Origin of the sequence: Paraburkholderia sp. MM5482-R2, assembly GCF_050436125.1 — a bacterium.
Lineage (GTDB): Bacteria > Pseudomonadota > Gammaproteobacteria > Burkholderiales > Burkholderiaceae > Paraburkholderia > Paraburkholderia tuberum.
Genome location: NZ_JBNDLP010000002.1, coordinates 2765239 through 2792150 on the forward strand (window position 1 = coordinate 2765239; position 26912 = coordinate 2792150).

The following is a 26912-nucleotide window of genomic DNA, read 5'->3' on the forward strand; positions in this document are numbered from 1 at the left end:
AAAAAACAAAACCGCCCTCCAAGGGCGGTTCTGTCATCGCTGCGGCCGGTTGGCGCGCTTCAGCGCTGACGCAGTGGCGACTCAGTGCCAGCCGCGATGTTGGTCGTAGTGACCCCGCGCATAGTCGCCGCGGCCCGGCGGATGGTGGCGATACCAGTCGTTGCGCGCCCAGTAGCGATGGCCGTCCCAGTAACGGTCGCCATGCCAGCCGATCACGATTTGCGGACCGCCGTAGTACACGGGAGCCGGCTGATAGACGACGGGCGGCGGCGGAGGCGGCGGCGGTGCGTAGACCGGCGCCGGTGCGACGTAGACCGGCGCGGGAATGCCGATATTGACCCCAACGTTGAGCCCCGCGGCCATCGCGGCACCCGATGCAGCCAACGTCAACACGCCGAACACAAGCGGAACAAGACGAGCGGACTTCATTGATCACCTTTGTAGGAACATGTTTTGTTGGCGGAAATATAACGCAAAGGCAGCAACACGCGTATTTCAACTTTGTAATAACTGATGCTGAAAATCGCCTCGCCGGCGGCGGCGTAATGTCTGGTTACACACGCCAGACGGCGGTGAAAAGCACCCTCCGCGCGGGCGCCGGCTCGCGGCCTGACTGACATCCCGAAAACGAACATTTTAAAGTTCGAAAGAACATATCTGTTCGATATTCCTCACCACAGTCATCCGATCACCGCTCGGAGACGTGGCAAAAAAAATATTAAATTATCGAGAAAAATCAAGGAAACACGTGGCACCGCCTATGGTTTTCCCCGATATCCAGGTCGTTTCCAAGTGATAGGATGACTGCCATTGAAAACCAATAAATGTTCGAATTCGCGCATGCCCGAGCACTGCGTCGGAAGCAACCGCTCAATGCGCCACGGAGACTGATTTTGAAAACGATCAAGGGATTGCGCTGGTGGATCATCGCCCTCGTGTGCGTTGGGACGATCGTCAACTATCTGTCGCGCAACGCGCTCGGCGTGATGGCGCCCGAGCTGATGAAACTGCTGCACATGAACACGCGGCAGTACTCGTACGTGGTCGGCGCGTTCCAGGTCGGCTATACGGTGATGCAGCCCGTCTGCGGCCTGATCATCGATCTGATCGGCCTGCGCCTCGGCTTCGCGCTGTTCGCGTGCCTGTGGTCGCTGACCGGCGTGTTCCACGGTTTCGCGGGCAGCTGGTTTTCGCTCGCGGCGCTGCGCGGCTTCATGGGCCTGTCCGAAGCGGTCGCGATTCCGGCCGGCATGAAGGTCGTCGCCGAATGGTTTCCCGATCGCGAGAAATCCGTCGCGGTCGGCTATTTCAATGCGGGCACTTCGCTCGGCTCGCTGCTCGCGCCGCCGCTCGTCGTTTTCCTGTCGCTGCGCTACGGCTGGCAGAGCGCGTTCGCGGTGACTGGCGCGCTCGGCTTCGTGTGGGCCGCCGCATGGTTCGTGCTGTACCGCTCGCCCGCCGAGCACAAGCGCGTGAGCGATGCCGAGCGCGCCGCGATCGTCGAAGGCCAGGCACCGCCCGCCGCGCGCCGCGCGAGCGTGCGTGAAGTGCTGCGCACGCGCCGCTTCTGGGCGATCGCGCAAGCGCGCTTTTTCGCCGAGCCCGCGTGGCAGACGTTCAGCTTCTGGATTCCGCTGTATCTCGCCACGCAGCGTCATATGGATCTGAAGCAGATCGCGATGTTCGCGTGGCTGCCGTTTCTCGCCGCGGACCTGGGCGGTCTGTTCGGCGGCTATCTGTCGCCATTCCTGATGAAGCATTTTCGCGTGCCGCTGATCTGGTCGCGCATCTCGGGCGTCGTGCTCGGCGCGCTGATGATGATCGGGCCGGCCTCGATCGGTCTCGTCGCGTCGCCCTACCAGGCCATCGCCCTCTTCTGCGTCGGCGGCTTCGCGCACCAGATGATCTCGGCGCTCGTCAACACGCTCGCCGCCGACGTATTCGATCCGGGCGAAGTCGGCACCGTCGCCGGCTTCGCGGGCATGGCCGCGTGGATCGGCGGCCTCGGCTTCTCGCTGATGGTCGGCGCGCTCGCCGATTCGATCGGCTACACGCCGCTGTTCGGCGCGCTCGGCGCATTCGACATCATCGGCGCGACGCTGCTGATCATCCTGATGCGCGGTGTGCCGCGCCACGGCCGCGCGCGCCGCGCCGAACTGAGCGTCAACACGGCTGCCTGACCTTCCTGGAAGACTCATCATGCGTTCACAGATCAATCTCAAACATCCGCCGCGCTTTGCGCTCGTCCCCCACGCTGGCGACCCGGCGGCCAACCCGGTCGTGCTAAGCGCGCAGCCGAATTGCCGCATCGAGCTGTTCGTGCTCGCCGAGGACATCATCCGCGTGCTCGTGCTGCCGGACGGCGAAACGCGCGGCCCGCGCACATGGGCGATCGCGCCCGGGATGGACGACGTGCCGCTCGAAGGCCGCGAGCGCCGCGACCTGAGCGGCTTCACGCCGCCGCCGTTCACGGTGAACGAAGCAGCCGGTCACATCGTGATCGAAACGGCGCGCGTGCGCGTGAGCGTGGCGCTCGAAGGCGGCGCCTGCGCTTGGGACATCCTGCACGAAGGTACATGGCATCGCGTGATGAGCGATCGCAAGACCCAGGCGTACAACTTCGGCTGGTGGGACTCGCGCGTCTATCACTACGTCGAGCGGCGCCGCGACGAAATGTACGTGGGCCTCGGCGAGCGTGCCGGCTCGCTCGATCGCGCGCAGCAAAGCTACGAGATGCGCAACATCGACGCGATGGGCTACAGCGCGCGCACCACGGACCCGCTGTACAAGCACATCCCGTTCTACGTGACGTGGCAGCCGCAGACGTCGACGGGCTTCGGCCTGTTCTACGACACGCTCGCCGATTGTCGCTTCGACATGGGCCGCGAGCTCGACAACTATCACGGCCACTATCGGCACTTCATCGCCGAGCATGGCGATCTCGACTACTACTTCATCGCATCGCCCGGCTCGCCGCTCGACGCGGTGCGCCGCTTCACGTGGCTCACCGGACGTCCCGCGTGGATGCCGAAGTGGGGCCTCGGCTACTCGGGCTCGACGATGAGCTATACCGACGCGCCGGACGCGCAACAGCAGATGGGCAAATTCATCGAGCGTTGCCGCGAACACGACGTGCTGTGCGATTCGTTCCATCTGTCGTCGGGCTATACGTCGATCGGGCCGAAGCGCTACGTGTTCAACTGGAATCACGACAGGTTTCCGGACATCGACGGGTTCGTGCGGAGCTATCTCGATCACGGCGTGCGTCTGTGCGCGAACATCAAGCCGTGTCTGCTGCAAGACCACCCAGCGTTCGACGACGTCGCCCACGCCGGCCTGTTGATCGAAGCGCCCGATGGCGAGCCCGCATGGGTGCAGTTCTGGGACGAAGTCGGCGCGTACCTCGACTTCACGAATCCCGCGACGATCGACTGGTGGAAAGCTCGCGTGAAGGACGCACTGCTCAAATACGGCATCGCGGCCACCTGGAACGACAACAACGAGTTCGAGATCTGGTCGCCGCATGCGATCGCGCGCGGCTTCGGCAAGCCGTATCCGGCACACCAGGCGAAGGTGCTGCAGACGCAGCTGATGATGCGCGCGTCGCACGACGCGCAGCGCGAGCACGCGCCTGACAGGCGCCCGTTCCTCGTGTCGCGCTCGGGCGGCGTCGGCATGCATCGCTACGTGCAGACGTGGTCGGGCGACAACTACACGTCGTGGGAAACGCTGCGCTTCAATCTGAAGATGGGTCTCGGGCTCGCGATGTCGGGCGTGTCGAATAGCGGTCACGACATCGGCGGCTTCTCGGGTCCGGCGCCGGAGCCGGAGCTGTTTGCGCGCTGGGTCGCGTTCGGCATCTTCCTGCCGCGCTTTTCGATTCACTCGTGGAACGACGACGGCACCGTCAACGAGCCGTGGATGCATCCCGAAGTCACGCGGCACGTGGCAGACCTGATCAAGCTGCGCTATCGCCTGATCCCTTATCTCTACGAGCTGCTGTGGCAATCGCATCGTGCGTACGAGCCGGTGCTGCGGCCGCTGTTCGCGGAGTTTCCGCACGATCCGCGCTGCCTCGTCGATGGCGACGACATGATGCTCGGCTCGTCGATGCTGGTCGCGCCAGTGGTCGATCCGGGCCAGAGCACGCGCGCCGTGTATCTACCGGCCGGTTCGCGCTGGGTGTCGTACTGGAGCGGCGAAACATTCGACGGCGGCCAGACCGTCACGTTGCCCGCGCCGTTCGAGCGGCCGGTGTTCCTGCTGCGTGAAGGCAGCGTGATTCCGCTCAACATCGCCGAGCAGCATTTTGGCCGCCCTGCCGACGAACGCGCATTCCTCGCGGTGCCGTCTGCCGACGCGGGCACCGCGCAAGGCGGCTCGATCGAGGACGACGGCGAGACCGAAGCCTGGCGCAACGGCGAGCAAGGCCGCTGGAACGTCACGCTGACGGGCGACGCAAACACTTTGCGGGTGACGCTCGAGCGTTCGCAATGGATGCCGCGCGTGCAGCCGCAAGTGCGCGTGTTCGTGCCGATGCGCGAAACACGCGCGGTCGTCTGCGCTAACGGCACGCTCGTCACCGATCACACCGCGCACGGCTGGCGCTGCCTGACGATTCGGTGCCGCACTGAACAACCCACCGCGCCGGCCTGAGGGATCAGGCCGTCCCATCAGTCTGGAGACATCCCAATCATGAAAATAAACCAGCGCGCGCGCACCCGCGCGTTCGTCCTCTGCTGCCTGCCGTTTGCGGGCACCGCGTTGTCCACCAGCGCATCGGCGCAAAGCAGCGTCACGCTGTATGGCGTCGTCGACAATGCGTTCGCCTATGCCAGCAACCAGAAGGGGCATTCGAATTTCTACATGAGCCAGGGCAACCTGCAGGCGAGCAAGTTCGGCTTCCTCGGCTCGGAAGATCTCGGCGGCGGCACGAAGGCGATCTTCCGGCTCGAGAGCGGCTTCAATTCGCTGACTGGCGCGCAAAGCACCGCGGGCTACCTGTTCAATCGCCAGGCCTATGTCGGCCTCGCGAACGACCGCTACGGCACGGTGACGCTCGGCCGCCAGTACACACCCTACTTCCAGATGGTCGGCGCGCTCGGACCGACCGGCGTGCTGACCGGCGCGACCGGCGCGCACCCCGGCGATCTCGACGCCCTCGACACGACGCTGCGCTTCAATAATTCGGTAACCTACCTATCGCCGACGATCGGGGGCCTGCAGGCAAGCGCGCAGTATGGTCTCGGCGGCGTGCCCGGCAGCGTCGCGAACGGCAGCCTGTTCAGCGCGGCGCTGCGCTATGACTTCCAGCCCGTGTCGCTCGCAGCCGGCTACGTGAAGCTGAAGGACATTTCGACGAGCGCGGCGCTCGGCAGCTTCGCGATCAACTCGCCGGTCAACAACGGTTACGCGAGCGCGCGTAGCGCGCAACTGCTCGCCGCGGCGGGTCGCTATACGTGGCACGATCTGATGGTGGGCCTCAACTACTCGAATGTGCAGTACGCGCCGGGCCACGGCTCGCTGTTCTTCGACAAGGCCGTGTTCAACACGTACGGTGCGATCGCGACGTACCGGATCACGCCGAGCGTGACGGTCGGCGGCGGCTATAGCTTCACCCAGGCAAGCAAGGCGAACGGCATCAGCGATCCGGCGCACTATCATCAGATCTCGCTCGAACAGACCTACAACCTGTCGACGCGCACCACGCTGTACGCGATCGAGGCCTATCAGCATGCAGGCGGCAAGTCGCTGATCTCGTCGGGCAGCGGGTGTGACCATCGCCAACGCGGTCGCGGTGGTCGGCGACTCGCAGAACACGACGCCGTCATCGGGTCCGTCTCAGTTCGTCGGCATGGTGGGGTTGCGGCACGCGTTCTAAGCGAGGCGGTCTCGGTCAGCGGCACGACGGGATCAGTCATGCGGACTCCTTGCCTGCCGCGCTGGATCTGGCGCGGTTTTCTGCGGACCAGCGTGGCGGCCTAACGGCGCCATGCATTGATCAGCAGACCTGCCTATTCACGTAGGACGTGGTCACACGCTGGAGGGCTGGGAATGCCGCTGACATCGCTGAAGTATCGAGCGAGATCAAAATCAAGCCGCGCAAAAACAAAAACCCCGCAGAGCCTAGACTCTGCGGGGTTTCGCCACCATTGCTGGCGGAGACGGAGTCCGTCTCCGCCTATACCGGCATCTCACGCCGCGTCACTCTATGCAACCCAAGCCTTTGTTTTACTTGATTTTTTTGTCTAATTCCGTCTACTCTTGAACAGGACAATCAACGACCGGAACGTGGGTAGAAACGTGGGTAGATCGGTTAGGCGGACAATTCATGGCGCGAGGAACTAACAAGCTGTCGGCACGACGCGTGGAAGAACTGAAAGTCCCGGGCTACTACGGCGATGGCGCCGGTCTGTGGCTACAGGTGAGCAGGACGATAACAAAATCGTGGGTATTCCGATACACGCGGCACCGCAAAACGCACGACGTCGGCCTAGGCGCCTTCCCGGCGGTAACGCTCAAGGCTGCCCGTGAAAAAGCGGCCGAGCAGCGCGCCATTCTGGCAGGTGGCGGCGACCCCAAAACAGAGCGCGCGGCGGTCAAGGCGAAGGCGGCAAGCCGCATGACCTTCGACCAGTGCAGTGCTGCATACATTGAGGCACATCGCAGCGGTTGGAAGAACGCGAAACACGCCGAGCAGTGGGCCAACACCCTGGCGACCTACGCGAGTCCGAGCATCGGCGCCCTAGACGTTGGCGACATCGACACGCACCACATCGTTCGCGTTCTAGAGCGGAACTCGCTCTGGATCACGAAGAATGAAACTGCATCCCGCGTCCGCGGCCGAATCGAACGGATTCTCGCATGGGCGAAAACGCGCAAACTACGGACTGGCGACAATCCAGCCGCATGGCGCAACCACCTGGATACCCTGCTGCCGAAGCCAAGCCAGGTACAGGACGAGTCACACTTCCCCGCGTTGCCGTACAGGCAGATAAATGCATTCGTCCAGGAGTTACGCGAACGCCCAGGTGTGGCCGCGCGCGCGTTGGAATTCACAATTCTGACAGCCTCGCGGACTAACGAGACCATTGGTGCGACGTGGGATGAAATCGACGTCCAAAATGCGATTTGGGTCATTCCGGGTCCGAGGATGAAGCGAAGCCGCGCGCATCACATCCCACTGTCGCCCCGCGCTGTTGAAATCCTTGAGGACATGCTGGCCGAGCGCGATTCCGACAGCAAAAACCCCTACGTTTTCCCGAGCGGCAACGCGGGATTGTCGAATGCGGCCATGGGAAAAGTCATCAAGATCATCAACGGTCGCCGTCAGAAGGCAAGCTTGCCCCTTTGGGTCGATCCGATGGAGGATGACCGGCCTGTCGTTCCGCACGGCATGCGTAGTACTTTCCGCGACTGGGCTGGTGAAGTATCACATCACGAGAAGGAACCCATCGAGCACGCATTGGCGCATAAGCTGGCGGACGACAGCGAGGCGGCGTATCAGCGCGGAGCGCTTTTCGACAAACGGCGCCTACTCATGAACGACTGGCAGACATACATCGATAAGGTCCAAGCAGAACGACAGACACGGAACGCAGCATAATGAGTGGCTACCGTCGAAGTAGTGAAGTTGGCTTATCCGCCAAGGCTCGGTCGCCAAACCTACGCCGAACGACTCCTTAAACTTCCCCTTCTTCATATCGCGCTTTCGCAACAGATCACGTCATCTCACCGTAAAAGTCAACCTAGCATGATGCTGGCGTTGACGCTACAACCTCTCCAGCGTCTTGCAGACCGCTTCTTACCAGCGCACCGTTGATGAGAAATGCATCGATTTCGTCCTGGTTAGCAAGACGGGCCAAAATATCAAAACTACTGCATTTAATGTCCAAGAGCTGGTCGAGACGACTCCGAATTCGTGCCACAAAGGATATGTGACTAGCGAGATGGCTCAGCCTGTTTTCGCGTTCGTAGTCCGGGAGTTGAGCTGAATTCTCAAGCTCCGTTTCTGCGTCATTCGTGAAGCGCTCAAAAGCGTCCAGTCGGTGCTCAAGCAATTCCATCAGCTGCGATTGGGCCCGGACGACGGCCTTTTTATATCGGCTAATGTTCTCCTCAGAGAAATTGCCGCTGATGATGATCTCGCAGATTTTTCCCGCCGCCAAGCGCTCAAAAACGGCAAACACGGGGTGATTCAGAACATCAGACTCGAAAAATCTGCCAGGAAAGTAGCAAGGGCCGGACGGTCCGTCCGACAACCAGCCGTTGTAGCTAGCTGAAAAAGGCTCGGGCTGCGATCTCAAGAGGCGCCTAAAGTTCTCCTTCTGCAAGAAGAACATCTGGAGGCAGTCGTCGTTGTTCTTTGCGATCCGCGAGAGATAGGCGTGCTTCATCGCGCTATCGAGCGCCAGATCTGGAATTGCCTCGAAACATTCGACGATGACTGCGGAAATTCTCTCGAAACGCGATTGCTCCTCGGCAATTTGGTGATTTCTGATGTCCACACAAAGATTCGCGATGTAGGACAGGTTGGCCTGCATTGCACCAAAAACGCTGAGCCCCAACAAGGCGGGCATCAACGCATGCGCGCTATCGACTTCCACGGGCTCCAGGCCCGCCACAGCGCTGATGCGCCCCTTTTCAACGCAGGCCGTCGTGAGCAGCCCCTTGAGCTCTCCGCTATTGATCGCCATCAACTCTCGAGACGAGTCCTTCTTGAACACGATCCGGTAAAAAACGTCGTCTTGCCTCCCTCCCCGCGCACCGTGGCTCAAAGCGACATTGAGCGCAGATCCGAGCGAATTTTCCGAAATGAGCACCGGTCGAGGGATGAGCTCATACAATTTCGGGTTGTTGTCGAAGATCGCGCGGATCCTCTTGGGTAGATTCGACATTAATGCTCCTAGCCCCTTCGCGGCCTGTGTATTGAGGTTTGCCTGACCATGTCAAACGATCGCGATTGAGTCACGTCACGATTCGCTTGATGGATATTTCCCCGTCGTCTCAGTGTTCCTCGAGCACCGTCTCAATCTGAATCCCGAACTCGGATTTCAGTCGGCTCATCCCGTCTTCTTCAACAGATATCCATGGAGTCGGTCTCCTTCCCTCGTTAAACGGCGCACGTGTTGATTCGGGATGTTGATCCGGGGTCTCGCGCAACCCAGCAAGAATCCCGTCGAGTGCCTGACGATCCACAACTCCGCTGTCGGTGATGGTCGCCGTCAACGATTCAACTAGTTTCGCCGGCGCCGAATAGGACGACTTGGCTTGCCGGATGTGTGCAGCCGCGTCCAATCGTTCAGGCCTGAATAGCTGTGAATCTCGATCTGCAACCCACGCGTCACCGGTCTTGTAAAAGCCTACCCTCTGCGCCTCATCGCTGAGGTCCGCCTGCGCACGCACGAGATCAACATCCCCTCGCTGTGCTCTCCCCGAAAACAGCACGGTTGCAAGTCGACGCAGACCGATGGCAGCAAGCTGCTGACACAACGCGGTAAGAGATATCGCCCTGCCAACGGCTTCGATGCCTCCCGCCTGCTCAATCAGCCTCGACAGGGCCGAAAAATCCGGATCCGCAATTTGAAGGAGCGGGCGGGTTTTCTTGCCCGCCATGGGAATGTACAACCCTGCTACCAGCCAGCTATCGAAGCATGCGTGCATCGCAGGAGGCAGAGCCCCAGGGCTGCGCAAGTTTTCGACCTGCGGCACCCCGTGCGCGATAGCCGAAGCGAGTGCCGACCGTGATGTCTGGGTGCCTTTGCACTCGATGGCATGGTAACGCCCAGCCGTGTCGATCCCCACGAAATCGGGCAGCTTCGGCGGCCCCCGCTTGCCTTTTTTCAACGCCAATTTGGTTCCCGTCGTCAGCTCCAGCGACTTGACCCAGTAATCAGTCGACGCGAAATGCACAAGATCGAGTGACTCCATCAGATACAGCAAAGGGAATCCCATCCCCCAGTCGTCGGCAAGAATGGTTTTCTGATGCGGGTCCAGGTCTTTCCACTCCTGTCGAAGTGCCAGGTGCTTCTCGAACGGATCGACTGCCGCTAAATAGCGATGGTGTGCCCATGTGTCCGCGAGTGAAAAGCCAACATACATGGGCGGCGAAGTCACAATGGCTATCAGACCGAACGCATTATGCTCGTCCGCACTCCAGCTGTTTTTTTTCCCCGCCAGCGCCAGCAATTGGGCAGGAAGCCCTCCCGTCCCGCACGCAGTGCTCACTTCGATTTCGATTGTTTTCATTTTTCTGCTCTACTACCCCAAAGCGCTTCAGCATGAAGCCTTAACGCCCTTGATCGTATCGGCTGTATCGAACAGGTACAACGGGTTTGCCGCTTGGCCCGTTCAGTCGGGCGTCGGTCCCGCTCCGCCATCCGGTGGCATTCGTGCCGACACGCACTAGTTCAGGAAGTGAAAAAGGATATAGCGAACGCCATCAGCTTCTGTCACTAGCGAGACGGGGTCCCCGTGCACACTGGACGTCTTTGCTGCGTTCGTTGCCAAGGCATGGCCCATGACCGGGAAGCCAGTCGCCTCGGTATCCGCATGACTCGCAAGCCGTTGAGGGAAACGGAGATCGACGACAAGCCACCTGTTCGCTTCATAGACTGTACCCGCCCCGAACCCAGCGTAACGATGTGCTCACAACGTTGACGCCAAGCGGAGCGATCGTAGGCACATCATGCTTCTGTCGGTGCCGAGCTTGCGAGGGGGCGATGCCCCCGGGTTCCATCGATAATTAGCGACGCGCCTCGAAAAGCGGGCGAAGCATGACTGCAGTACGACTCAACCGGCTACGAAACTCCGACACGGGATCGGCCTGCGCAAACCACGGCGCCTCCTCCCTGATATGTTTCACATAAGCATCCCATCCGTCCAGATCGCCCTCGAACAGCGCACGACGCACGACAAATGCCATCTGGCCTTGATTCGGGCGCGCGACGGTCAGCTCACTGAGCCACGAAGTGTAGGCGTGAATCACACCAACGCTGTGTTCGCCCAGCGCCATATCGGGGCGCACGAAGTCTGCCGGGCTGGACCGCCCCCCACTCTGGTCCGTACGCAGCCTGCCGTGCGCGCGCCCATATCCTCCACGAACTTCAACTCGTCGGCAAAGCCGTGAAGTGCACAATACGCGTGTGCCACAAGATAGTCACGGTGATCCGGCGCCATACGGGGATGAAGTCCCAGAAAGCGGTTCAGCGATTCTTCACAAGCTTCCAGCAGCGACATGATGCCAGCCTCCCTGCATGTCCAGTAACTTCAGATCGATAACCCCCCCCTCTCTCCCGGTCATCGGCAGCCCGGGGAAAATCTTTAGGATGTGACGGACGTCATCAAGGCCGCCGGTCGACACAATCTGTCGCACGTGGCGACGCCAATACCTCACTCCTAGCCCCAGCGCCCTCCTTAAGGCAGCAGGTTCAACCCGCGCATCTTTTCACCCGCCTGGTCGAGAATCTCCGCTAACCCGGTCAGATCGTCATTGACCGCCTCCGCATCGATCTCCTCGCGCACGCCGCCCATCAGCAGATCAAACTGTGAAATCCGTTGCCGCATGATTGCGACAGCTTTCTCGTCCCGCGTACCCATCAAGGCCGGATAAAGAACGCGAATCGGTTTCTCGACTTTGGACGCCCAGGAATCGACCCGACGCAGGCGGCCGTTTCGCTGCACCGTCCGGACGGGGCTCGGATCCAGTTCATGGTGTATCAGATGGCGGCAAAACCGGTGCAAGTCGACGCCTTCGCTCAGAGTGTCCGTGCTGACCAGAACATCCGGCCCGAACGGACTGTTGAACACGGCCACCACCGTATCAGGCGCGTTCACGAAGAACACATCCGGGTAGGATTGCCCGAACGCGCTTTCGCCAGGATCGCAGACAGCGGCGACTCGTGCATGCGTCGTGCCCGGCAGCCTCTGTGGATCGCTTCGCAACAAGATTGAGCGTGTCGAGGCCGACTCCCGATCGATCAGTTGACGGTACAACTGCTTCGCCTGCACGGCGATCCGGTATCCGGCGTTCGTGTCGCGCGCGAGTCCGGCATTGAGTGATCGCTTCGAAACGCGATCCGGTGCTGCGTTCTCGCCAAGCCAGTGACCAACCTGCGCACGCACGCCGTCCGAGCACAACCATTCAATGAAATTGTCGAGGCGGGTCCCGGCGGCGCGTCCTTTGACGGCCTCCCATTCCTGCTCGAAGACCTCATCCCAGGCCGCGCGCCAGACCTCCAGGGCGTCGGCATGACCAACGGCTTCCTCTGGCCAACGGATCGCACCGGCGATTTCCGCGGCCAATTCCGCTGCCGGCAGATGATGGCGGCAGAAGATTAAGACCTTTTCGCCCCGAGCGACAATCGACTTCGCTATTCGTACGGTGTCGGCGATCTTTGGATGCGTGTCGATGGTTCGTAGCGCCGTTTGCGCGCGGCGTCCATGATGGTGCGCCACGAACGCCTCGGCATCGCCGCCACGGCCGGCGACTTTGTGCGTCAGTACCTTGAGATCCTCCGCGAGCTTACCCGTCGAAACGTGATAGCGCGGGTCATTGCGCCGTACGTGCGCCCACGCCTTGCAACGTTGCCCCAGTTCGAGCGCACGGTCGGCCCGCAGCATCACCTCCAGAAGTTCTTCGGAGGCCTCGAGCGGTGTGGTCGCCCCGGCGTCCTCGACATCCGGGATTTCGCCGAACGTTTTCCGCTCACTGGCTGCCAGATCCTTGATCCCATGCCGGATCACGAATGGCTTCATCTCCTTCACCGCGAGGCGCGCCGCCTCGCCAAGCTCGACCGCCATCTCGCGCGGCGTGCTCGCATGGCGTCCTCGCCACAGCTTCGTGAGTAGCTCCGCGTAATCCCGCATCGGTTTCACCGCCTCAGCACCGCCAATGCGCTTGAGCAGTGTCGCCAGGTCGTTCGGATCGATGCTAAAGGGTGTCGCGGTGATGACGAGCAGCCGGCCGATCTGGTTTCTTGCGTCGCCAATAGCCTGGCCGAGGCTGGCATGTTCCGAACGCGCCCTGTGCGCTTCATCGACGATCAGCAGATCGCACACCAGCCTCTCCGCCTTGTGATGCGTCGACACCGCGATCGTGCCGTCGGTCAGCCGCGCGATGTGGCTCCGCAGGCGGTTTTTTGCCGTATCCAGTTTCAGGGCGCGTGCATGCTCGGCAACGGCGTCGATATGCAACTCCAGTTCCTGGCGCCAACGGCGCGCCATCACTTCGTTCGGCGCGAGAATGCGCACACTCTTGCCGTTTCCGGCGAAAACCAGTGCGCACAGCGTAGCGACCGTCGTCTTGCCAAGACCGGCATCATCGGCAAGCAGAATGCCCTCGGTACCGCCATTCATCCGGTCGAGAATCGCTTTCGCGGTGGTGAACTGGCGCTTGGTCGTCGGCAGCTTGAGTTGTTTCCATCCCGGATTCAGGGCTCGGTGCCTGTCGTGGCACTCGATATAGCGCTTCGCTTTCCTGCGGTCGAGAAATTGCCAACTACGTGCCTTGATGTCCAGACTCATGTGCCCGCCGGATTCTCAATTGAAGTTCGTCGGCCGCAATGCGCGCGGCGACGCGTTCGCCGAGATTCGGAGCGGACTCACCCGTTCTGCTCCATCGCTCGTAAAGCCGTTTGCCGTCACGGACGATCTGCTTGCGCAAGTTCTCGTCGGCGGACTGAAGATGGTTCCACCAGTTGTCGACGCAGCGAAAGCGCCGGCGCGCATCGACGTAAGCGTCGACCGCATAGTCGCCTCCGGCAGCGCCTTTACGCTTGCCGTTGCCGCAGCCCTTGCGATCGCCTTCGTCCGGTACTCGCGCGTAGCCGTATTTTTCTTCGAGCAGAATGTCAGCCGCTTCACGCAGCTTCGCTTCGTCATAGTCAGGACAAAGCAGGCGGCCATCGTCGCTCGTGCGGGTGTCGTGAATCGGGGTTGTACTCAATTCGCCTTTCGTGGTGGTCACCGTCACCGCGACCGGGATATCTCCTTTGGCCTCGGGCCACGCAAGCGCAGCCCGGGACGGTACGCCGTTCGACCACTCAACCCTGTGATGACGGATACTTTTTGCACGCGCTACCGTGACGTCAATCCGGGCCACGAGCGGGCATTGCGCGCGGCATCCGATCTGAAGCGTCTTCCCGTTCCAATCTGCCGCGAGCCAGCCGATCTGCTGCTCAGCGTCGCGACTGTAATCGACCTCGCAGGTATGCCGCACAAATTCGCCTTGCCCCAGCCGGCCGCCAAAGGCATCTCGTACCGGAAACGCGACGCCGAGTTCGAAGTTGCCGATCTCGAGCTTACCGTCCTGATTCCACCGGCCCCAGGCCGACTCGCTGAAATTTGCCGAGGTCACGAGCAGGCGCCGCTGATTGCCCTCGCGAAGCTCATAGAGTTTCGCGTGGCTCCAGCGCCGGTCCTCCTGTTTATGTTCGTCGCCTAGCGGACTCTGCTTGACGCCATCGGGCACGGCGATCTCGCGCCATTGCATTCCCGCGTCCGTCAGCGCACGCTCGCTGGAGGGATCCAGTTGCCAGTGGTCGGCCCAAGGATGCTCGCACCCGATCCATGCCGAAGCGACATCATGTGGTTCTACGGCTGCCGTCTCGCACCATTGCTCGAATGCGCCGCAGTCCCAACTTCCGAAGGTTGGCGTAAGCACCGTCAATTGTCGTGGACGCTTGCGCGACCAGAGATTCGCAAGTCCCGAAATGCCCCACGCGGTGTCTCGCGTGCGCAGCGTCGCAGGGGAATGCTTGCCCGCTACGCTTGCGACAAACTCGACGCCCTCCGGACACGCCGCCCGGCGCAGCAGCTCACGCCACTCAGCGACCCGCGCACTATCCACGCCTGATGCCCGGCCGAGCTCCGCAAAAAAGTTCGGCAAGCAACTCCATCCCTTCTCCCGCGCATTCGATCCGGTGGAGGCCAGCGGCACAACGCAGCGCCATCCGCTCTGGATCTGGTTACTCAATCCAGGTTGCGTGAGATTCGCAGACGAGATGACGATTTCGAGCGTCTGCGGCGCGCCCGCTTCGGTCGCTTCGTAGTGGAACATCCAGAGCTTCGCGTGCTGGGCCGCTGCGCCAGTCGCGCCCACCTGAAAGCGCGCGATGTAATTCCAGATCCAGCCTTCGGCACAGGCACGCGAGTCGCCGCCGGACGACACGATCACAATACGCCCTTTGATACCTCGCAGGGCCGCCTCAAGCTCGGCGAAGTAGCGTAGCCGGTCGTCCGTCTCGCTGACGTAGCTGTTTTCGAGGCCGAGCCAATGCGACAGATAGTGCTCGATCAATACGGACGGATCCGGTGGATCGTAGGTCGTGAGCAACGCGCCGAGCAGTCGGCCAGTGTCGCTTCGACCGATCCCGGCAAGCGGTTTCCATTGTTGCGCCAGAAGCTTCCGTTTCGTACTGGACGTCGCCATTACATCGCTCCGTCCGGGTCGAACGCATCCGCGCCAAGCAATGCGTCGGGAATGCGCTTGATGACGCCGCACTGCACGCCCAGACGGCTCAGCGCTTCGATCCTCACGCGATAGTTACTCGCCTCGCCGCCACGCGACGGCGCGAGCAGCTTCAATTCGTTTCCGCTGAACATGAGCCAGCGAAGGCCACCGCCATAGGTCGCATGATGCCGTTCAAGCGCCTTCAACCTGCGCCTGCGATCGGTGCCGGCTGCGACGATACCGCCCGCCAACACATCGACAACGGAGAACGAGTCGGCCGAGGTCCCTTCTTTCTTCCAGCGTTTTGCGGCGCGCCCGAGTTCGTCCAACGCATGAACCACGTCACGGTGAGCGAGTACGCCATCAATTGATGTCGCGCCCGTTCCACCGCCGCTCGCATCGCGCTTTCCAGCCACACTCCAGCACGCATTCATCGCGGCAATTCCCGCGTCAGCAAGCTCCGAGAATGCGGACCAGTATTGGAGGCGCTCGGTCGAGGATTCGCCTGAGAGGCTGCGCGCAATGTCCGCGTAGAGTGCGGGCCGCGTTGTCGCCCGGGAAGCCGCGGCGGCCTCAAGTACGCTCCTGCGTCGCCGGCCGTTATCGTCGCCTGCCACCGAGGAAAACAGCGACTGCGCCAACACCCTGAACTCGTCCGCAGGAAGACGCCGTGGATCGGTCAACACTGTCGGCAGACACGTGGGCGTACCGCGGCCACGATGCCACTCAAACCGTTCGAGCCAATGTTCTTCCGGCAGCGGACGACGCCTGCCACCGATGCTCTGCACGGGCCTCATCCGGACACTGCCATGTACGATTTCCGCGAGCGATTTGCCATGGCTGTCGAGCCTCCAGCCATCCGCTCCGATCGTAAGACCCCGAAGCGAGCGCAACGCCACTCGATACGCGCCGTACACGCCGGTAAAACGATAGCGTGCGTACGATTCGGGGAACATGCCAAAGCGCGCCTGCGTAGCGCCACCCTTGACCCATCGCCGGACAGCCTGCACGCCGGGCAATTGCCGACGCTCGCCCGCCTGGTCCGAGGTCGCCTTGAAGGTGCGCGCAATCCATAGCAGTTCTAGCGGGCGAATCCACGTGTAGAGACTTCTCGCCGCATCACGCGATGCGACCATATCTTCGTCAGCTCCAGCACCGAACTTGCGCCACGCCGGGTGCGCGTGCTCCAGCGCCCAGCACATGATCGACAGCCAGCGCGCGTCCATGGTGCGATTCGACAACCCCGGAGCCAGCAACTCGGCAATCTCCTCAGCGACGTGACGCATGCCGAGCGGATCGCCGCGTCGCACCGCGAAATCCTCTAAAGGAGCGGTGTAGAACCATTCTGTTATTGTGCCCAACGATATCCCCGGTTTTGGTGCGGCTTACCCAGCGGTGGCTTGCATTGCATCGACGCGTTTTTTGAAGAAATCGTAGCACGAGGCTGGGTGGCTGTTGGCGCGCAGCTAAATCTGACCCACAATTGGAGTGAACTGGCCTTCGCGGAAGCCTGCGATCGCATCGCGTATTTTTTCCAGCGACCGCGGCAACTGCGCTTGTGGGCATGCGAGACTGAGACGGACTCGGCAATCGCCGTTCTCGACGAACATCTCGCTACCCTCGAGGATGACACCGGCCTTTTCGTCGAAGAAGTGTATTGGCCTTTCCCAGCATGCCCCTTGAAAAGCCTACGCGTAACAGCGTCTAATCCGCCGAGTCTTCGGAACGCTATGTCGACGGTCGATCGAATAGGAGCGAAGCGCGACGCCGATCGAAAGCGATCCGGCAAAAGAAGCCCCAATCTGACCTGACATGGATGGCGAAGCCGTGTGCACCGCATCCATCCGGTCACGCGAATCCAGTCGGTCCATCGATCGCGACGACTCGGGAAAGCAATCGACCAGTGTGGCCGACTCCGGCTGGCGAGACCCGGGAGCGGACCAATCGCAACATCGCTTCAACTGCTGATGACATTAGTGTTTGACTTCGCTAGACTCTCGCGATGACACAACTGAACGGTACAAAAAATGATTCGCGTCACGATTGAAATCTTGCCCGGCGGCGACGTGTCTCGACGTCGCCACCTAGGAACGATCGAGATCGCAAACGACGGAACTGGCGACGAAGAAAAAGGAAACTATTCAATCAGGCTGTCCAAGTTCGGCAACCCAGGCCAGACGTGGATCCACGGTGTCGTGAAGGGCTTTGACCGGATCAGACGCGGACCCTATGACCTACTTCTTCAATGCCTTGACGCTACTGTCGGTCGTCGAAGGTAGCGAGAAACATTCAGTACCACCCCAGCCTTTCCTGAGTTGTCCTAAATTGCGCAGGACGAGTCTATTGATTTCCCATCGTCCAACGCTTCCACTGGCAATCGGCCTCTATCACAGGAATTCCCTTTCAGCGGGATACGCGGAGTCGGCCCCATACGGCGTGTATTACGCAGCGCCGTATGCGTCATTGACTTGTTGTCCGCTTACTTGGACATTTCGGCGTCCCTCCTCCATACCTGTAACAGGCCCTCGACCCGTTACCACCGCGTCTGTCAGATCAGTTTGATCGTCCCTTGGATGAGATCACAGCGGATAGTACCGCTCCGTCGATTGCGCAATGCACGCCAGACTTCGAACCCACTCAGTATTGCGACCTCCCATTGTTTTCCCGAGCACCGGCCGACCTCGAGCCTTGTCGTCAATCCCTTGATCGTGCGCAGCAACTCGTAATCCAGCGACTGAACATTTTCGAAGAAGGAAGTTTTCCTAGCCTCCTCGAACACCAGCGCCGAAATCGCTTCGTCAATGACTTGGGCGCGCCCCCCGTCCTCGTTCTCGTCGAGCAAGGGATCGGATTTTCGCTTCTTCCGGAACAGTTTGCGCATGACCGGAGACCATCCCAGCACCGCAACGTATGACAGATGAAAGACGTCATGCAGCCGATATCCGTCATCCTCGTACGTATTATCCCGGAGCGGATCACCCAGCGGCTCCTCGTCCAATGTCAGGAGGACGCGCTCCTTGCCATCGTCATCGACTACCGTATTCACGACCACGTCAAAGCGTCGCGGAAACTGTTCGCTTTCTTGTCGCCCGTCGTCGAACAGTTTGGGACCAAATAGCGGACTGCTGTGTTCATGCCACCGGTCAAAAACCTTGGCAAGGTTGCTCCGTGCAATCGACTCGAGATCAAGCCCCTGCTTCGTAGCAATGGTCGACACATACCAAAGGATATCTCCAAGCTCTTCGGCGATTTTCTCGTTAAAAATTCTGTATGCCGCTCCATCCCTCAGATACTTCTTGTATTCCGTGAGTAGAGTACCTGTCTCCCCGGCGAGGCCAAGCAAAGGAACCATGATGCCGGTCATCGCGTCAGCATTCCGCGCTTCTGTCTGATCCGTTTTTTCCGCTTCTTGTTGATAGGTTGAAAATAACACCGCGTGCCTCCCTCAAAATAATGCGCTCTGTTGTTTGCCTTGTACTTGTGGCAGCGGCATCGTCGGCAATGCGAGCTCCCATTTCGGCGGATAGAAGTACTGGACCGGGTCATCTGTTTGCCTGAACTTCTGCTTGATCCGCGTTCTGCCAGAAACACCAGCCACTGAGGGGTGCTTGACCCTAGCGTACTTGTCTACTTCGCAAAAAAGATTTTGGATGTCAATTAGCTGAAGTCGCCGCCCCCAAAGATCCCGAAACTGTAGCCCCAACCTATCGAACTCGTACTCCTGTCTATCTGCCATAAGTCGAATGATGTCGACTTCCGACAGACCTCCGAGGGAGTGAAAACATTTTCGAATCCCATCTCGTGCACCAGGCCCCGGGATCGTGAAGTCCATTTCAGAAAAAGACGTAAGCTCACTGTAGTTGAGGTCCGTCACAAGCTGGTAAGCAAGAAAGTCTCCAATCAGCGGATAGGATCGTAACAGTTCGAACGCGTCGCGCATGCTCGCGCATTCAGCTATCCGCTGTGGAACCGCATCGTTGAGCATCAGCTCGAGCAGCTTCAGATGTCCCTGATGTTTGCGGCCTACATTGAAAATCTGATGACCCGACGCCATGATGTATGCGGCAGAATAGATCGTCGCTTTTGCCGACATAGCTTCCGCGAGAACACGGTCGTAGTCCGAGTATCGATAGGTATTCCACGAAATTTCGCCAAGCGTCGCTTTCAGCAGCTTCCAGGTTTCGATCTTGTTGAACAGCTTGAAGAGCAGTATCCGGAAAAAGAGTTCATCGGGTTCCTGCGGCCCGGCATAGATGACATGGCGAATCAGGAACTGACTGACGCGATCGGAGGCCCGGTATGCATTGGTGAACTTGTATTCGTTGAGGATCGGATCTTTGGACCAAGGCCTTGACCGCCCCTCGAAACGCGCGAAAAAAACATCCTGACGCAGCGCGGCAAACCGCCAATAAGAGTCGAATACTTCTGTAGGTACTGCCGGTGCCAGAGTCGAAAAAACTGTCGGACGTCGGCTGCTCTTTCGCGACTCCGTCGCGTTGTGGGACATCGTATGTTTCACGTATTGCTTCTTGCTCATGTCTGGTTTTGCCGCTGTGCGCGCAGCTCTGTAAGCATGTCTTGGATATCAGATGCCAGCGGCTGCAATTGATGCGCCTGAGGATTCCCGCGTGACAGCACTGCAGCCGAACAGACAACCTGCGACAATGTCATGTCCAGCTGCGCTGCGACGAATTTGCCGAGCCAGTAGAGGCCAAGGTAGTTGCCGTACGCCTTCTCGAACTGGTATTGCGTCGCGTAGAATCCCGTGACCGACAGCAGTCGGTTCTCAAGCGGAGTAAATGAGACCTGCTGCAAGCAGGGAAAACCCTTTTGCCGCTGATCGGTGTGGTCCCGCGTCGGATCGAAGACGGAGATCTGCAATGCACTCTTGCGGTGATTGCCACGCTTGTATGAGTCGATGATAGTTTCGAGCTGGTTCACCGGCTTCTGAACCCCATTTGGCTGATAGGCGGTGAGGCGTCGAAAATACACGCCGTATTTGTTCGCAGCACACTTCTTGATCCCGGGCCACGCGCGCTCATAGCGCCTGAAAAGCGCGTCCGCGTTATCGTCCAGACGCGGGTTCCACATGGACATGGGGAAGATGGTGTTTGCGACAGTGTGGCACCTGTTTTCCGAGAAAGCCGCCAACTCAGTGTCGAGACGCGTCCTGACCGACTTGATTTCGATTTCGCGATTGTGTTGCAGCCCGTCAATCGTTACGACGACCGGATGACGGGTTGCCCCTCCTTTTTCCATGGTAGAAAGGAAGACCTCCGCCCACGCTTCAGAAATGCTGGACGCCGATTTGAAAAGCGGCTTGATCATTCGTCTGCTTCCTCTTCGAAACGAAAACACGCGCGCCCCTTAAAGTTCTTTGGGGACGTTCGCACGAAAGCGCTCCACCCGGCGTCCTCATGCGTGACGCGCGAGATACCCGGTGAGTGCGCCTGTGCAAAGCCTGTGATCTCGCTGGCAGCAAGTGCACCTTCGTAGCGACAGTTTTGAGGGACGCGAATCAGATCTCCCACCTCACAATCGATGGAGCGGCCGCGCCAGTGCTCGTCAGCCAAGATTACCTGCCGGGCGGCCGACGGCGTACCGACGAGTTGCTGCCGTATATCGCGCGGAGCACTACGAAGCAATCGGTCGCCAGCGGTGCGGGAAATCGTCCCTATACCGTTCACCATATGATTCACGAGTGTCGCATACCCGACGCCAAGCCAGTTCGCCAACCCATAGACGGCAATTGGGTCAAGCGTTTCGTAGCGGAGCTGACGACGCAACATCCCACTTTCTAGCGCACTTTTGGGCATCAGAAAGAACGCAGCGAAAGTATCGGCCTGGAATTCCTTGGTATCGGTCGCGCGCCGGTATGACCGATCACTGGTGAGTTCGTCGAACTGCTCGCCGTGACCAAACGCGTGATGACCGAGCTCGTGTGCGCAAGTAAAGTTGCGGCGCCCGGATGGGCGCATGTTTGACAGGACAATTGTCGGTCTGCCGCCAGAAACGTACATACCTTCCATGGAAGGAAGATCGGCAAGCCTAACTTCGACGCCGAGTCTTTCTGCCGCGTCAAGCGGCGAAAGAGCGTCTTCCAGTGAGATGCCCAACCGCTTGCGAGTCTGCAGCGCTTTCGCAACTGCCGCAGTGAATAGCGACTTTTTGTCCGACATTACTTGCCCTCGCCTTTCCGCAGCATCCGCAACATATTCATCAGGCGGTCGAGATCCTGATCGGACATCTTGCTGAGCTCCCGGGCTGCCATCAGCATGCGGGCGTCGGCCGCCTCATCCTTAACAGAACCGTTGACGATCCACTCGACCGAGACGTCGTAGAGGCCAGCGAACAGATCAAGCTCGTCCGCTGCGACCTTGCGGCGCCCCGCTTCGATCTCGCTAATGGTTGGGCGGTGCATGCCAAGGCGCTTCGCGACCTGGCCCTGCGAAAGCCCAGCGATCTCCCGCGCCTCCTTCAATCTTTCCGCAATCGACATCTCACACTCCAATCGGGCCGCTCAGCTTCGGGTGCGCGGCAGAAAGCATCTTCGCGACGTCCCGGATAGATAGAGGCTTGTCGTCGGCAACAAAAATGTTGTTCACTTCCAACGGCAACTCGAGCTGCTCCATGACGTCAACCGTGATTTCCACGCCGTTAAGGCTGTCGAAGCCCGGAAGATCATCGAGCGGCACCGTCTCCGCCGTTACGTTCGCTTCTTCGCGACCGCTCGTCTTCTGAACATTGGTCACCGCAACGATCAACAGTTCTTCAACCTCGAGTTGCGTCATTTGCCAGCCTCCTCAGTGTCCCCAACCGGGGTAGTAAGATAATCTTACCACCCAATTTTTGGCTTTGCAACCGTCCTGCTCGCCCAATCCCGATTGGCGCATGTCCGTTCACGACTGACAACAGCAACCGAATGCGACGGAGGCAACGCGACAAGCGGCAAAGGTCAACCCATGAGGCTGTCGGTCGGCCATCGGATCGCACGGCCAACCCGTGCCTCACCCCTCGGGCGAATAACGAAAGCTGACTGGCAGTCCGTTTACAATTACCTATTTCGATGCAGATGAGTGGACAGGACGGCGACATCACCGCTGTCGCATTCGGCCAGTTGCCCTCGCGCGTACCGGAAGACCGCATACTGCGCGGCACACCATCAGCGCGGAAACCAACTATGACCTTCGGCTCTGAACTCGGCCTTGCCATCCCCCTTGTCGTTCAGCCGCCAGACGTCTCATCCGGTTGGAGGAGCCCAATCGCTACAATGAAGAGCGCCAAGCTGTCTTGCAACGCTAGAAGAACTCCGTGAAATTTTGATTGGTGCGAGCCCGGCCATGGACGCGCATCGGAACCACATCTATCAAGGCACTCAATGAAAGTTGTCTCGCTGGATATCGCGAATTTCCGGGGCGTTCGTTCCGCAAAAATTCTTTTCGATGGCCATACTCTGCTTATCGGCGCGAACAATGTCGGCAAGAGCACGATATGCGAAGCTCTTGATCTGGTGTTGGGCACCGACCGGCTGAACCGCTATCCGCCAATCGACGAATTCGACTTCTACAATGCGAAGTATGTCGACCGCCCTTCCCCCGAAGGACCACCGACGCTTATCAATATTCGCATCGAGGTGATTCTGATCGAGTTTGGGGATGAGATCGACGTGAAGTGTGGCGGGCACACTGAATTCTGGCACGTCAAAGAGCAACGGTTGCTCGCTGGCGGCGAAATCGACTTAGCCAACCAGCCCGAGGCCGTCAGGTGCCTTCGGATTGAAACGGTGGGTCGCTACGACCCGGAAGAAGACGAATTTCGTGCAGATACGTTTTTCAGCTACAGCCCCGAGAAACCCGTTGGCGAATTGACGCCGTTGCCCCGCCCGATCAAGCGGCTTTTTGGTTTCCTATACCTTCGCACCGTTCGTACCGGATCTCGAGCCCTGAGCCTCGAGCGCGGCTCCTTGCTCGACATCATTCTACGCACAAAGGGCGAAGGGGTCCGCGCCCAGCTCTGGGAAGAGACGATCGACCAGTTGCGAAAGCTCGACGTCGAGGCTAGCGCCGTCGAGATAGCGCCGATCCTGAGGAAGGTGGAAAAGCGACTCGGCCGTTACGTCGCGTTGGAAAACCCAGGTTATGCCACAAAGCTCCACGTCTCCGATCTAACTCGTGAGCATCTTCGAAAAACGCTCTCGTTCTTTCTGGCACTCTCGGCCGACCAGAGCCACGTGCCCTTCCCGCATGCCGGCACCGGGACGATCGGCACGTTGATTCTAGCGATGTTGTCGCTAATAGCTGACTTGAAGCCGTCGACTGTCATTTTCGCGATGGAGGAACCGGAGATAGCCGTTCCGCCCCATACGCAACGGCGCATCGCGAGCTATCTGAAGTCCAAGAGCAGCCAGGCGTTTCTGACATCGCACTCGCCGTTCGTCATCGAGCAGTTCGAGCCGACCCAGACCCTGCTTCTGTCGCGCGATAATGGCACCGTATCCGCGCGAAGAGTCTCCGACGCGACGGGGCTCAAGGAGAACGAATTCAAACGCTTCGCGCGCTGGGGATTATCCGAGTGCATGTTAGGCAAGACCGCGATTGTCGTCGAAGGCATCACCGAATTCCACGCTCTGCCAGTGATAGCGCGTCGAATGGAGGAGCGCGATGAATCACTCCAACCGATGGACATTGCAGGCGCCGCGTTATTCAACGCCGACGGAGACGGCAACGGACCGAAATTCGGACAATTCTTCAAGACACTGGGCCTCACCACCATTGCCTTTCACGACACCAACCCGAAGCACTCGCAAGCGAAGCTGAACGATTACGCCCAAGCCTTCGACCTCGACCACAGGCATCAGTGGAAGGGCTTTGAGCAGTTGATCGTCGAGGAGGTCCCGACCGATCGCTTGTGGACGTTCCTCGAAGAGATCAAGTCGAGCGGCGAGAATGGCAATGTTGGCATCCCAGCCGTGAAACCCGATGCAGAGGGAGTTCGCGATGTCGCGCTGAAAGCCTTTTCGAGCGGAAAAGGCGCGGGCTGGGCAGCCAGGCTGTTCGAGCAATGCGCGTTCGATGAATTGCCGAAAAGTGCAGTCGACTTTTTGGCGAACGTGTATGCACTTAATCCAGCGCCGACAGCGCTTGATGACGGCGACGAGGAAGATCAGCTGTCTCCGGCGACGCAGACCGTACCGCCATGGGGGGCGATAGCTGGGTCCGTGCCACCGGTGGTCACACAGCAAACGGACGCCTTTCCTCCAGCGACTTCCCACGCTGCGCCGCAAACCGCCCCGCTTTCGCCGCAACAATCCGCGTTTCCGGCGCCGCCGCCCGCGTTTGCGTCTCAGGTGCCGCCAGTTCCGGGAGCGGCTCCCGCGCCCCCTGGTGCTCAGCAATCACCGCCGTTTGGCGCAGCGCCACCTCCGCCGAAGAGCCCAACGTCGCCATCCTCTCCGTTTCCGGGAGGAACGCCGAGCGCCCCTCCTGCCGGTCCTCTGCCCTGGGCAAATCAGTGGATCGATGACGACGAATGAACGCAATCGATCCACGACAGGTCATTTTGGACTGTGAGGGGCACGCCTTGGTGTTGGGTGGCCCAGGCAGCGGCAAAACCACCGTAGCTCTGCGTAAATCGATCAAACGAATCAAGGCGGGACTTCGCCCTGGCCAAGCCGTCCTGTTTCTCAGTTTCTCTCGGGCGGCGGTAGCTCGAATCGTCGACGCGGCAAAGATTGAAGCAACGAAGGAGGAGCAGGGGCGACTCTCGATCCAGACGTTTCATTCGTTTTTTTGGGATGTCCTCAGAGGCAACGCATACCTTCTTGGCGCTCCTCGCAAGCTCAGTATCCTGCTGCCGCAAGACGAAGCCGCGATGTCTGGCGGAATTGATCGTCATGACGACGGGTGGCCCGAGTGGGAAGTCGAGCGCGAGCGCCTATATCGCGAGGAGGGTCGCGTAGCCTTTGATCTCTTCGCGCGGTATGCGGCCGAGCTCATGAAACGAAGCGCCTTGCTTCGCGAATCCATTGCGAAGCGCTACCCGCTCGTCATCGTCGACGAAGCACAAGACACCGGCATGCACGCATGGGAATGCGTGAAGTTGTTGGCGATGCATACGCAGGTCATCTGCCTAGCCGACCTCGACCAACAACTCTTTGACTATCTGCCCGGCGTTGGCCCGGAACGCATCGTCGAAATTCGAACCGCCCTTCAGCCGGAAGAAGTTGATTTCGGGTCCGAGAATCATCGCAGCCCGGGCACACAAATCGTCGAGTTCGGCAACGACATCATGCTCGATCGCCTCCACGCTGGCCCCTACGCGGGCGTATCCCACATTTCCTACAACCCGCGCGAGGTGAATTGGAATCACCTTCTGCGTCGCGCTTTGGGCGCCGTTTATCGCTCCGTCGAAGAGCAAACCGGCGTGTCGGTTGAAACGGTGGCGATCTTGGCTCCGAACAACCGGTCCGCGCTGCGGCTTTCCAATGCGTTGAACGCCCTGAGCGAATACGCCGAGACTGGAAAGACGGTTTCTCATCGACTCATGTTTGACGAGGCCGAGGCGCTGCTGTGCGCGCGACTGGCGGCTTTTCTGCTTGAACCGAAAGGCGCCAACGAAATCGAAAACGACATTGCAACCTGCATGGAAATGCTTGCGAGAGCCAAAGCGGCAACGGGGCAAGGAAAAAAGGCCGTGGCAAAAATGCGAGAGCAAGCGGCGAAAATCAGGTTCGGCAAGAGCTTGCACATAAGCATCGCGAAAGCGTTTCGCTCCGTGCTCGACTCGCTGTCATCCAGTCCATTTTCAGGCGATCCCGGAAAGGACTGGTCGCGCGTCAAGCAAGCGCTGCGCGCGAGTGGTCAAGAAGATCTGATTCGGGCGGCTTCGCAGCTAGACTACTTGGTTGCATTCAGGCGCGGGCATCGTATCTCCACCGCACTGTCCGATGAATGGTTGCGCGATGGCGCTTACACGCGCGCGACCGAGGCGCTCGACTCGGCGTTCGCCCAGGAGCAACTTCTCGATGGCGTAGAACCACCGACCGGCATCCAAATAATGAACGTGCATAAAGCGAAGGGGAAGCAATTTGACGGCGTCATCGTCGTTCGGGAGGCGCGATACACAGGCAAGCAAGCAGAATCGTCGTTTGTATGGCGCGATGATGTCTCACCGTACATCAAGAGCAGGAGAATTGTCCGGGTTGCCGTGACGCGAGCTCGGAACCACACGCTCATTCTGGATCCGCTTTGGCCGACCTGCCCCATTCTCGGTAGACACGCACTCACCAAAAGCTAGCGCCAATGGAGATCAGCGTCTGACAAAGTAAAACGCTGCTCGCGTTCACCTGACACCGAGCGTTTGGCGAAGATCATTCTCGGCGACATACTCCTATAGGAGTAGCCACTCGCTGCGCTTTTGCGAAAATGCATGCCGCACTCCACCAAAGAGTTACCAAATGTAA

18 protein-coding genes and 1 pseudogene are annotated in these 26912 nt (G+C 59.8%); 6 read left to right on the plus strand and 13 right to left on the minus strand.

Annotated elements, in window-relative coordinates; genetic code table 11:
* Window positions 1-81: 81 nt before the first annotated feature.
* Window positions 82-429, minus strand: coding sequence for a hypothetical protein (locus OKW37_RS15570; RefSeq protein ID WP_184056973.1), 348 nt, complete (start codon window positions 427-429; stop codon window positions 82-84).
* Window positions 430-893: 464 nt separating this feature from the next.
* Here OKW37_RS15570 and OKW37_RS15575 point away from each other — a divergent pair, with 464 nt between their 5' ends.
* The 4 genes and pseudogenes from OKW37_RS15575 to OKW37_RS15590 all read left to right on the plus strand — a co-directional run bounded on the left by OKW37_RS15575 (window position 894) and on the right by OKW37_RS15590 (window position 7606).
* Window positions 894-2180, plus strand: coding sequence for an MFS transporter (locus OKW37_RS15575; protein ID WP_184056975.1), 1287 nt, complete (start codon window positions 894-896; stop codon window positions 2178-2180).
* A 19-nt stretch (window positions 2181-2199) separates the two neighbouring features.
* Complete coding sequence (locus OKW37_RS15580; RefSeq protein ID WP_429405523.1) at window positions 2200-4656, plus strand: TIM-barrel domain-containing protein; 2457 nt, start codon at window positions 2200-2202, stop codon at window positions 4654-4656.
* A 39-nt stretch (window positions 4657-4695) separates the two neighbouring features.
* A pseudogene (locus tag OKW37_RS15585) lies at window positions 4696-5881 on the plus strand (porin).
* Window positions 5882-6331: 450 nt separating this feature from the next.
* The gene (locus OKW37_RS15590; RefSeq protein ID WP_429405519.1) at window positions 6332-7606 is read left to right on the plus strand and encodes a tyrosine-type recombinase/integrase; all 1275 of its coding nucleotides are present in this window, start codon (window positions 6332-6334) and stop codon (window positions 7604-7606) included.
* A gap of 142 nt (window positions 7607-7748) precedes the next feature.
* On the opposite strand, the gene OKW37_RS15595 is transcribed toward OKW37_RS15590, so the two are convergent.
* The 12 genes from OKW37_RS15595 to OKW37_RS15650 all read right to left on the minus strand — a co-directional run bounded on the left by OKW37_RS15595 (window position 7749) and on the right by OKW37_RS15650 (window position 22242).
* Complete coding sequence (locus tag OKW37_RS15595; protein WP_429509862.1) at window positions 7749-8897, minus strand: hypothetical protein; 1149 nt, start codon at window positions 8895-8897, stop codon at window positions 7749-7751.
* 109 nt (window positions 8898-9006) lie between these two features.
* Window positions 9007-10248 (minus strand): hypothetical protein, encoded by a 1242-nt coding sequence (locus OKW37_RS15600; RefSeq protein WP_429405515.1) that lies wholly within the window; start codon window positions 10246-10248, stop codon window positions 9007-9009.
* Between the two features lie 496 nt (window positions 10249-10744).
* Window positions 10745-11014 carry a hypothetical protein gene (locus OKW37_RS15605; RefSeq protein ID WP_429509864.1) on the minus strand — a complete coding sequence of 90 codons (270 nt, stop codon included), beginning with the start codon at window positions 11012-11014 and terminating at the stop codon, window positions 10745-10747.
* A 401-nt stretch (window positions 11015-11415) separates the two neighbouring features.
* Window positions 11416-13524 (minus strand): SNF2-related protein, encoded by a 2109-nt coding sequence (locus OKW37_RS15610; RefSeq protein ID WP_429405511.1) that lies wholly within the window; start codon window positions 13522-13524, stop codon window positions 11416-11418.
* Window positions 13499-14974: a hypothetical protein gene (locus OKW37_RS15615; RefSeq protein WP_429509865.1), complete on the minus strand. Its 1476-nt coding sequence runs from the start codon at window positions 14972-14974 to the stop codon at window positions 13499-13501. Before OKW37_RS15615 ends, OKW37_RS15610 begins: the two co-directional genes overlap by 26 nt.
* Window positions 14975-15429: 455 nt before the next feature.
* The gene (locus tag OKW37_RS15620) at window positions 15430-16761 is read right to left on the minus strand and encodes a hypothetical protein (protein WP_429405507.1); all 1332 of its coding nucleotides are present in this window, start codon (window positions 16759-16761) and stop codon (window positions 15430-15432) included.
* 1238 nt (window positions 16762-17999) lie between these two features.
* Entirely contained in the window at window positions 18000-18884 is an 885-nt protein-coding gene (locus OKW37_RS15625) for a nucleoside triphosphate pyrophosphohydrolase family protein (protein WP_429405505.1), read from the minus strand.
* 12 nt (window positions 18885-18896) lie between these two features.
* Window positions 18897-19988 carry a nucleotide kinase domain-containing protein gene (locus OKW37_RS15630; protein WP_429405503.1) on the minus strand — a complete coding sequence of 364 codons (1092 nt, stop codon included), beginning with the start codon at window positions 19986-19988 and terminating at the stop codon, window positions 18897-18899.
* A complete protein-coding gene (locus OKW37_RS15635; RefSeq protein WP_429405501.1) occupies window positions 19985-20779 on the minus strand; it encodes a hypothetical protein in 795 nt (264 codons plus the stop codon). Before OKW37_RS15635 ends, OKW37_RS15630 begins: the two co-directional genes overlap by 4 nt.
* A complete protein-coding gene (locus OKW37_RS15640; protein WP_429405499.1) occupies window positions 20776-21630 on the minus strand; it encodes an ImmA/IrrE family metallo-endopeptidase in 855 nt (284 codons plus the stop codon). Before OKW37_RS15640 ends, OKW37_RS15635 begins: the two co-directional genes overlap by 4 nt.
* Window positions 21630-21950, minus strand: a complete 321-nt coding sequence (locus OKW37_RS15645; protein WP_429405497.1) for a helix-turn-helix domain-containing protein — start codon at window positions 21948-21950, stop codon at window positions 21630-21632. Before OKW37_RS15645 ends, OKW37_RS15640 begins: the two co-directional genes overlap by 1 nt.
* Before the next feature lies 1 nt (window position 21951).
* On the minus strand, window positions 21952-22242 hold the full coding sequence (locus OKW37_RS15650) for a hypothetical protein (RefSeq protein WP_429405495.1): 291 nt from the start codon (window positions 22240-22242) through the stop codon (window positions 21952-21954).
* A 587-nt stretch (window positions 22243-22829) separates the two neighbouring features.
* Between OKW37_RS15650 and OKW37_RS15655 the strand changes: the two genes are divergently transcribed.
* Both OKW37_RS15655 and OKW37_RS15660 read left to right on the plus strand, forming a co-directional pair.
* Window positions 22830-24983, plus strand: coding sequence for an ATP-dependent nuclease (locus OKW37_RS15655; protein WP_429405493.1), 2154 nt, complete (start codon window positions 22830-22832; stop codon window positions 24981-24983).
* Window positions 24980-26746, plus strand: a complete 1767-nt coding sequence (locus OKW37_RS15660; protein WP_429405490.1) for a UvrD-helicase domain-containing protein — start codon at window positions 24980-24982, stop codon at window positions 26744-26746. Before OKW37_RS15655 ends, OKW37_RS15660 begins: the two co-directional genes overlap by 4 nt.
* The last annotated feature ends 166 nt before the right edge of the window (window positions 26747-26912 follow it).

What these genes read in the sequence shown, in the direction of transcription:
- OKW37_RS15645 (WP_429405497.1), bottom strand. Translation starts at nt 21,950, where the DNA reads ATGTCGATTGCGGAAAGATTGAAGGAGGCGCGGGAGATCGCTGGGCTT.
- OKW37_RS15580 (WP_429405523.1), top strand. Translation starts at nt 2,200, where the DNA reads ATGCGTTCACAGATCAATCTCAAACATCCGCCGCGCTTTGCGCTCGTC.
- OKW37_RS15590 (WP_429405519.1), top strand. Translation starts at nt 6,332, where the DNA reads ATGGCGCGAGGAACTAACAAGCTGTCGGCACGACGCGTGGAAGAACTG.
- OKW37_RS15600 (WP_429405515.1), bottom strand. Translation starts at nt 10,248, where the DNA reads ATGAAAACAATCGAAATCGAAGTGAGCACTGCGTGCGGGACGGGAGGG.
- OKW37_RS15630 (WP_429405503.1), bottom strand. Translation starts at nt 19,988, where the DNA reads ATGAGCAAGAAGCAATACGTGAAACATACGATGTCCCACAACGCGACG.
- OKW37_RS15650 (WP_429405495.1), bottom strand. Translation starts at nt 22,242, where the DNA reads ATGACGCAACTCGAGGTTGAAGAACTGTTGATCGTTGCGGTGACCAAT.
- OKW37_RS15660 (WP_429405490.1), top strand. Translation starts at nt 24,980, where the DNA reads ATGAACGCAATCGATCCACGACAGGTCATTTTGGACTGTGAGGGGCAC.
- OKW37_RS15610 (WP_429405511.1), bottom strand. Translation starts at nt 13,524, where the DNA reads ATGAGTCTGGACATCAAGGCACGTAGTTGGCAATTTCTCGACCGCAGG.
- OKW37_RS15595 (WP_429509862.1), bottom strand. Translation starts at nt 8,897, where the DNA reads ATGTCGAATCTACCCAAGAGGATCCGCGCGATCTTCGACAACAACCCG.
- OKW37_RS15640 (WP_429405499.1), bottom strand. Translation starts at nt 21,630, where the DNA reads ATGTCGGACAAAAAGTCGCTATTCACTGCGGCAGTTGCGAAAGCGCTG.
- OKW37_RS15605 (WP_429509864.1), bottom strand. Translation starts at nt 11,014, where the DNA reads ATGGCGCTGGGCGAACACAGCGTTGGTGTGATTCACGCCTACACTTCG.
- OKW37_RS15570 (WP_184056973.1), bottom strand. Translation starts at nt 429, where the DNA reads ATGAAGTCCGCTCGTCTTGTTCCGCTTGTGTTCGGCGTGTTGACGTTG.
- OKW37_RS15655 (WP_429405493.1), top strand. Translation starts at nt 22,830, where the DNA reads ATGAAAGTTGTCTCGCTGGATATCGCGAATTTCCGGGGCGTTCGTTCC.
- OKW37_RS15635 (WP_429405501.1), bottom strand. Translation starts at nt 20,779, where the DNA reads ATGATCAAGCCGCTTTTCAAATCGGCGTCCAGCATTTCTGAAGCGTGG.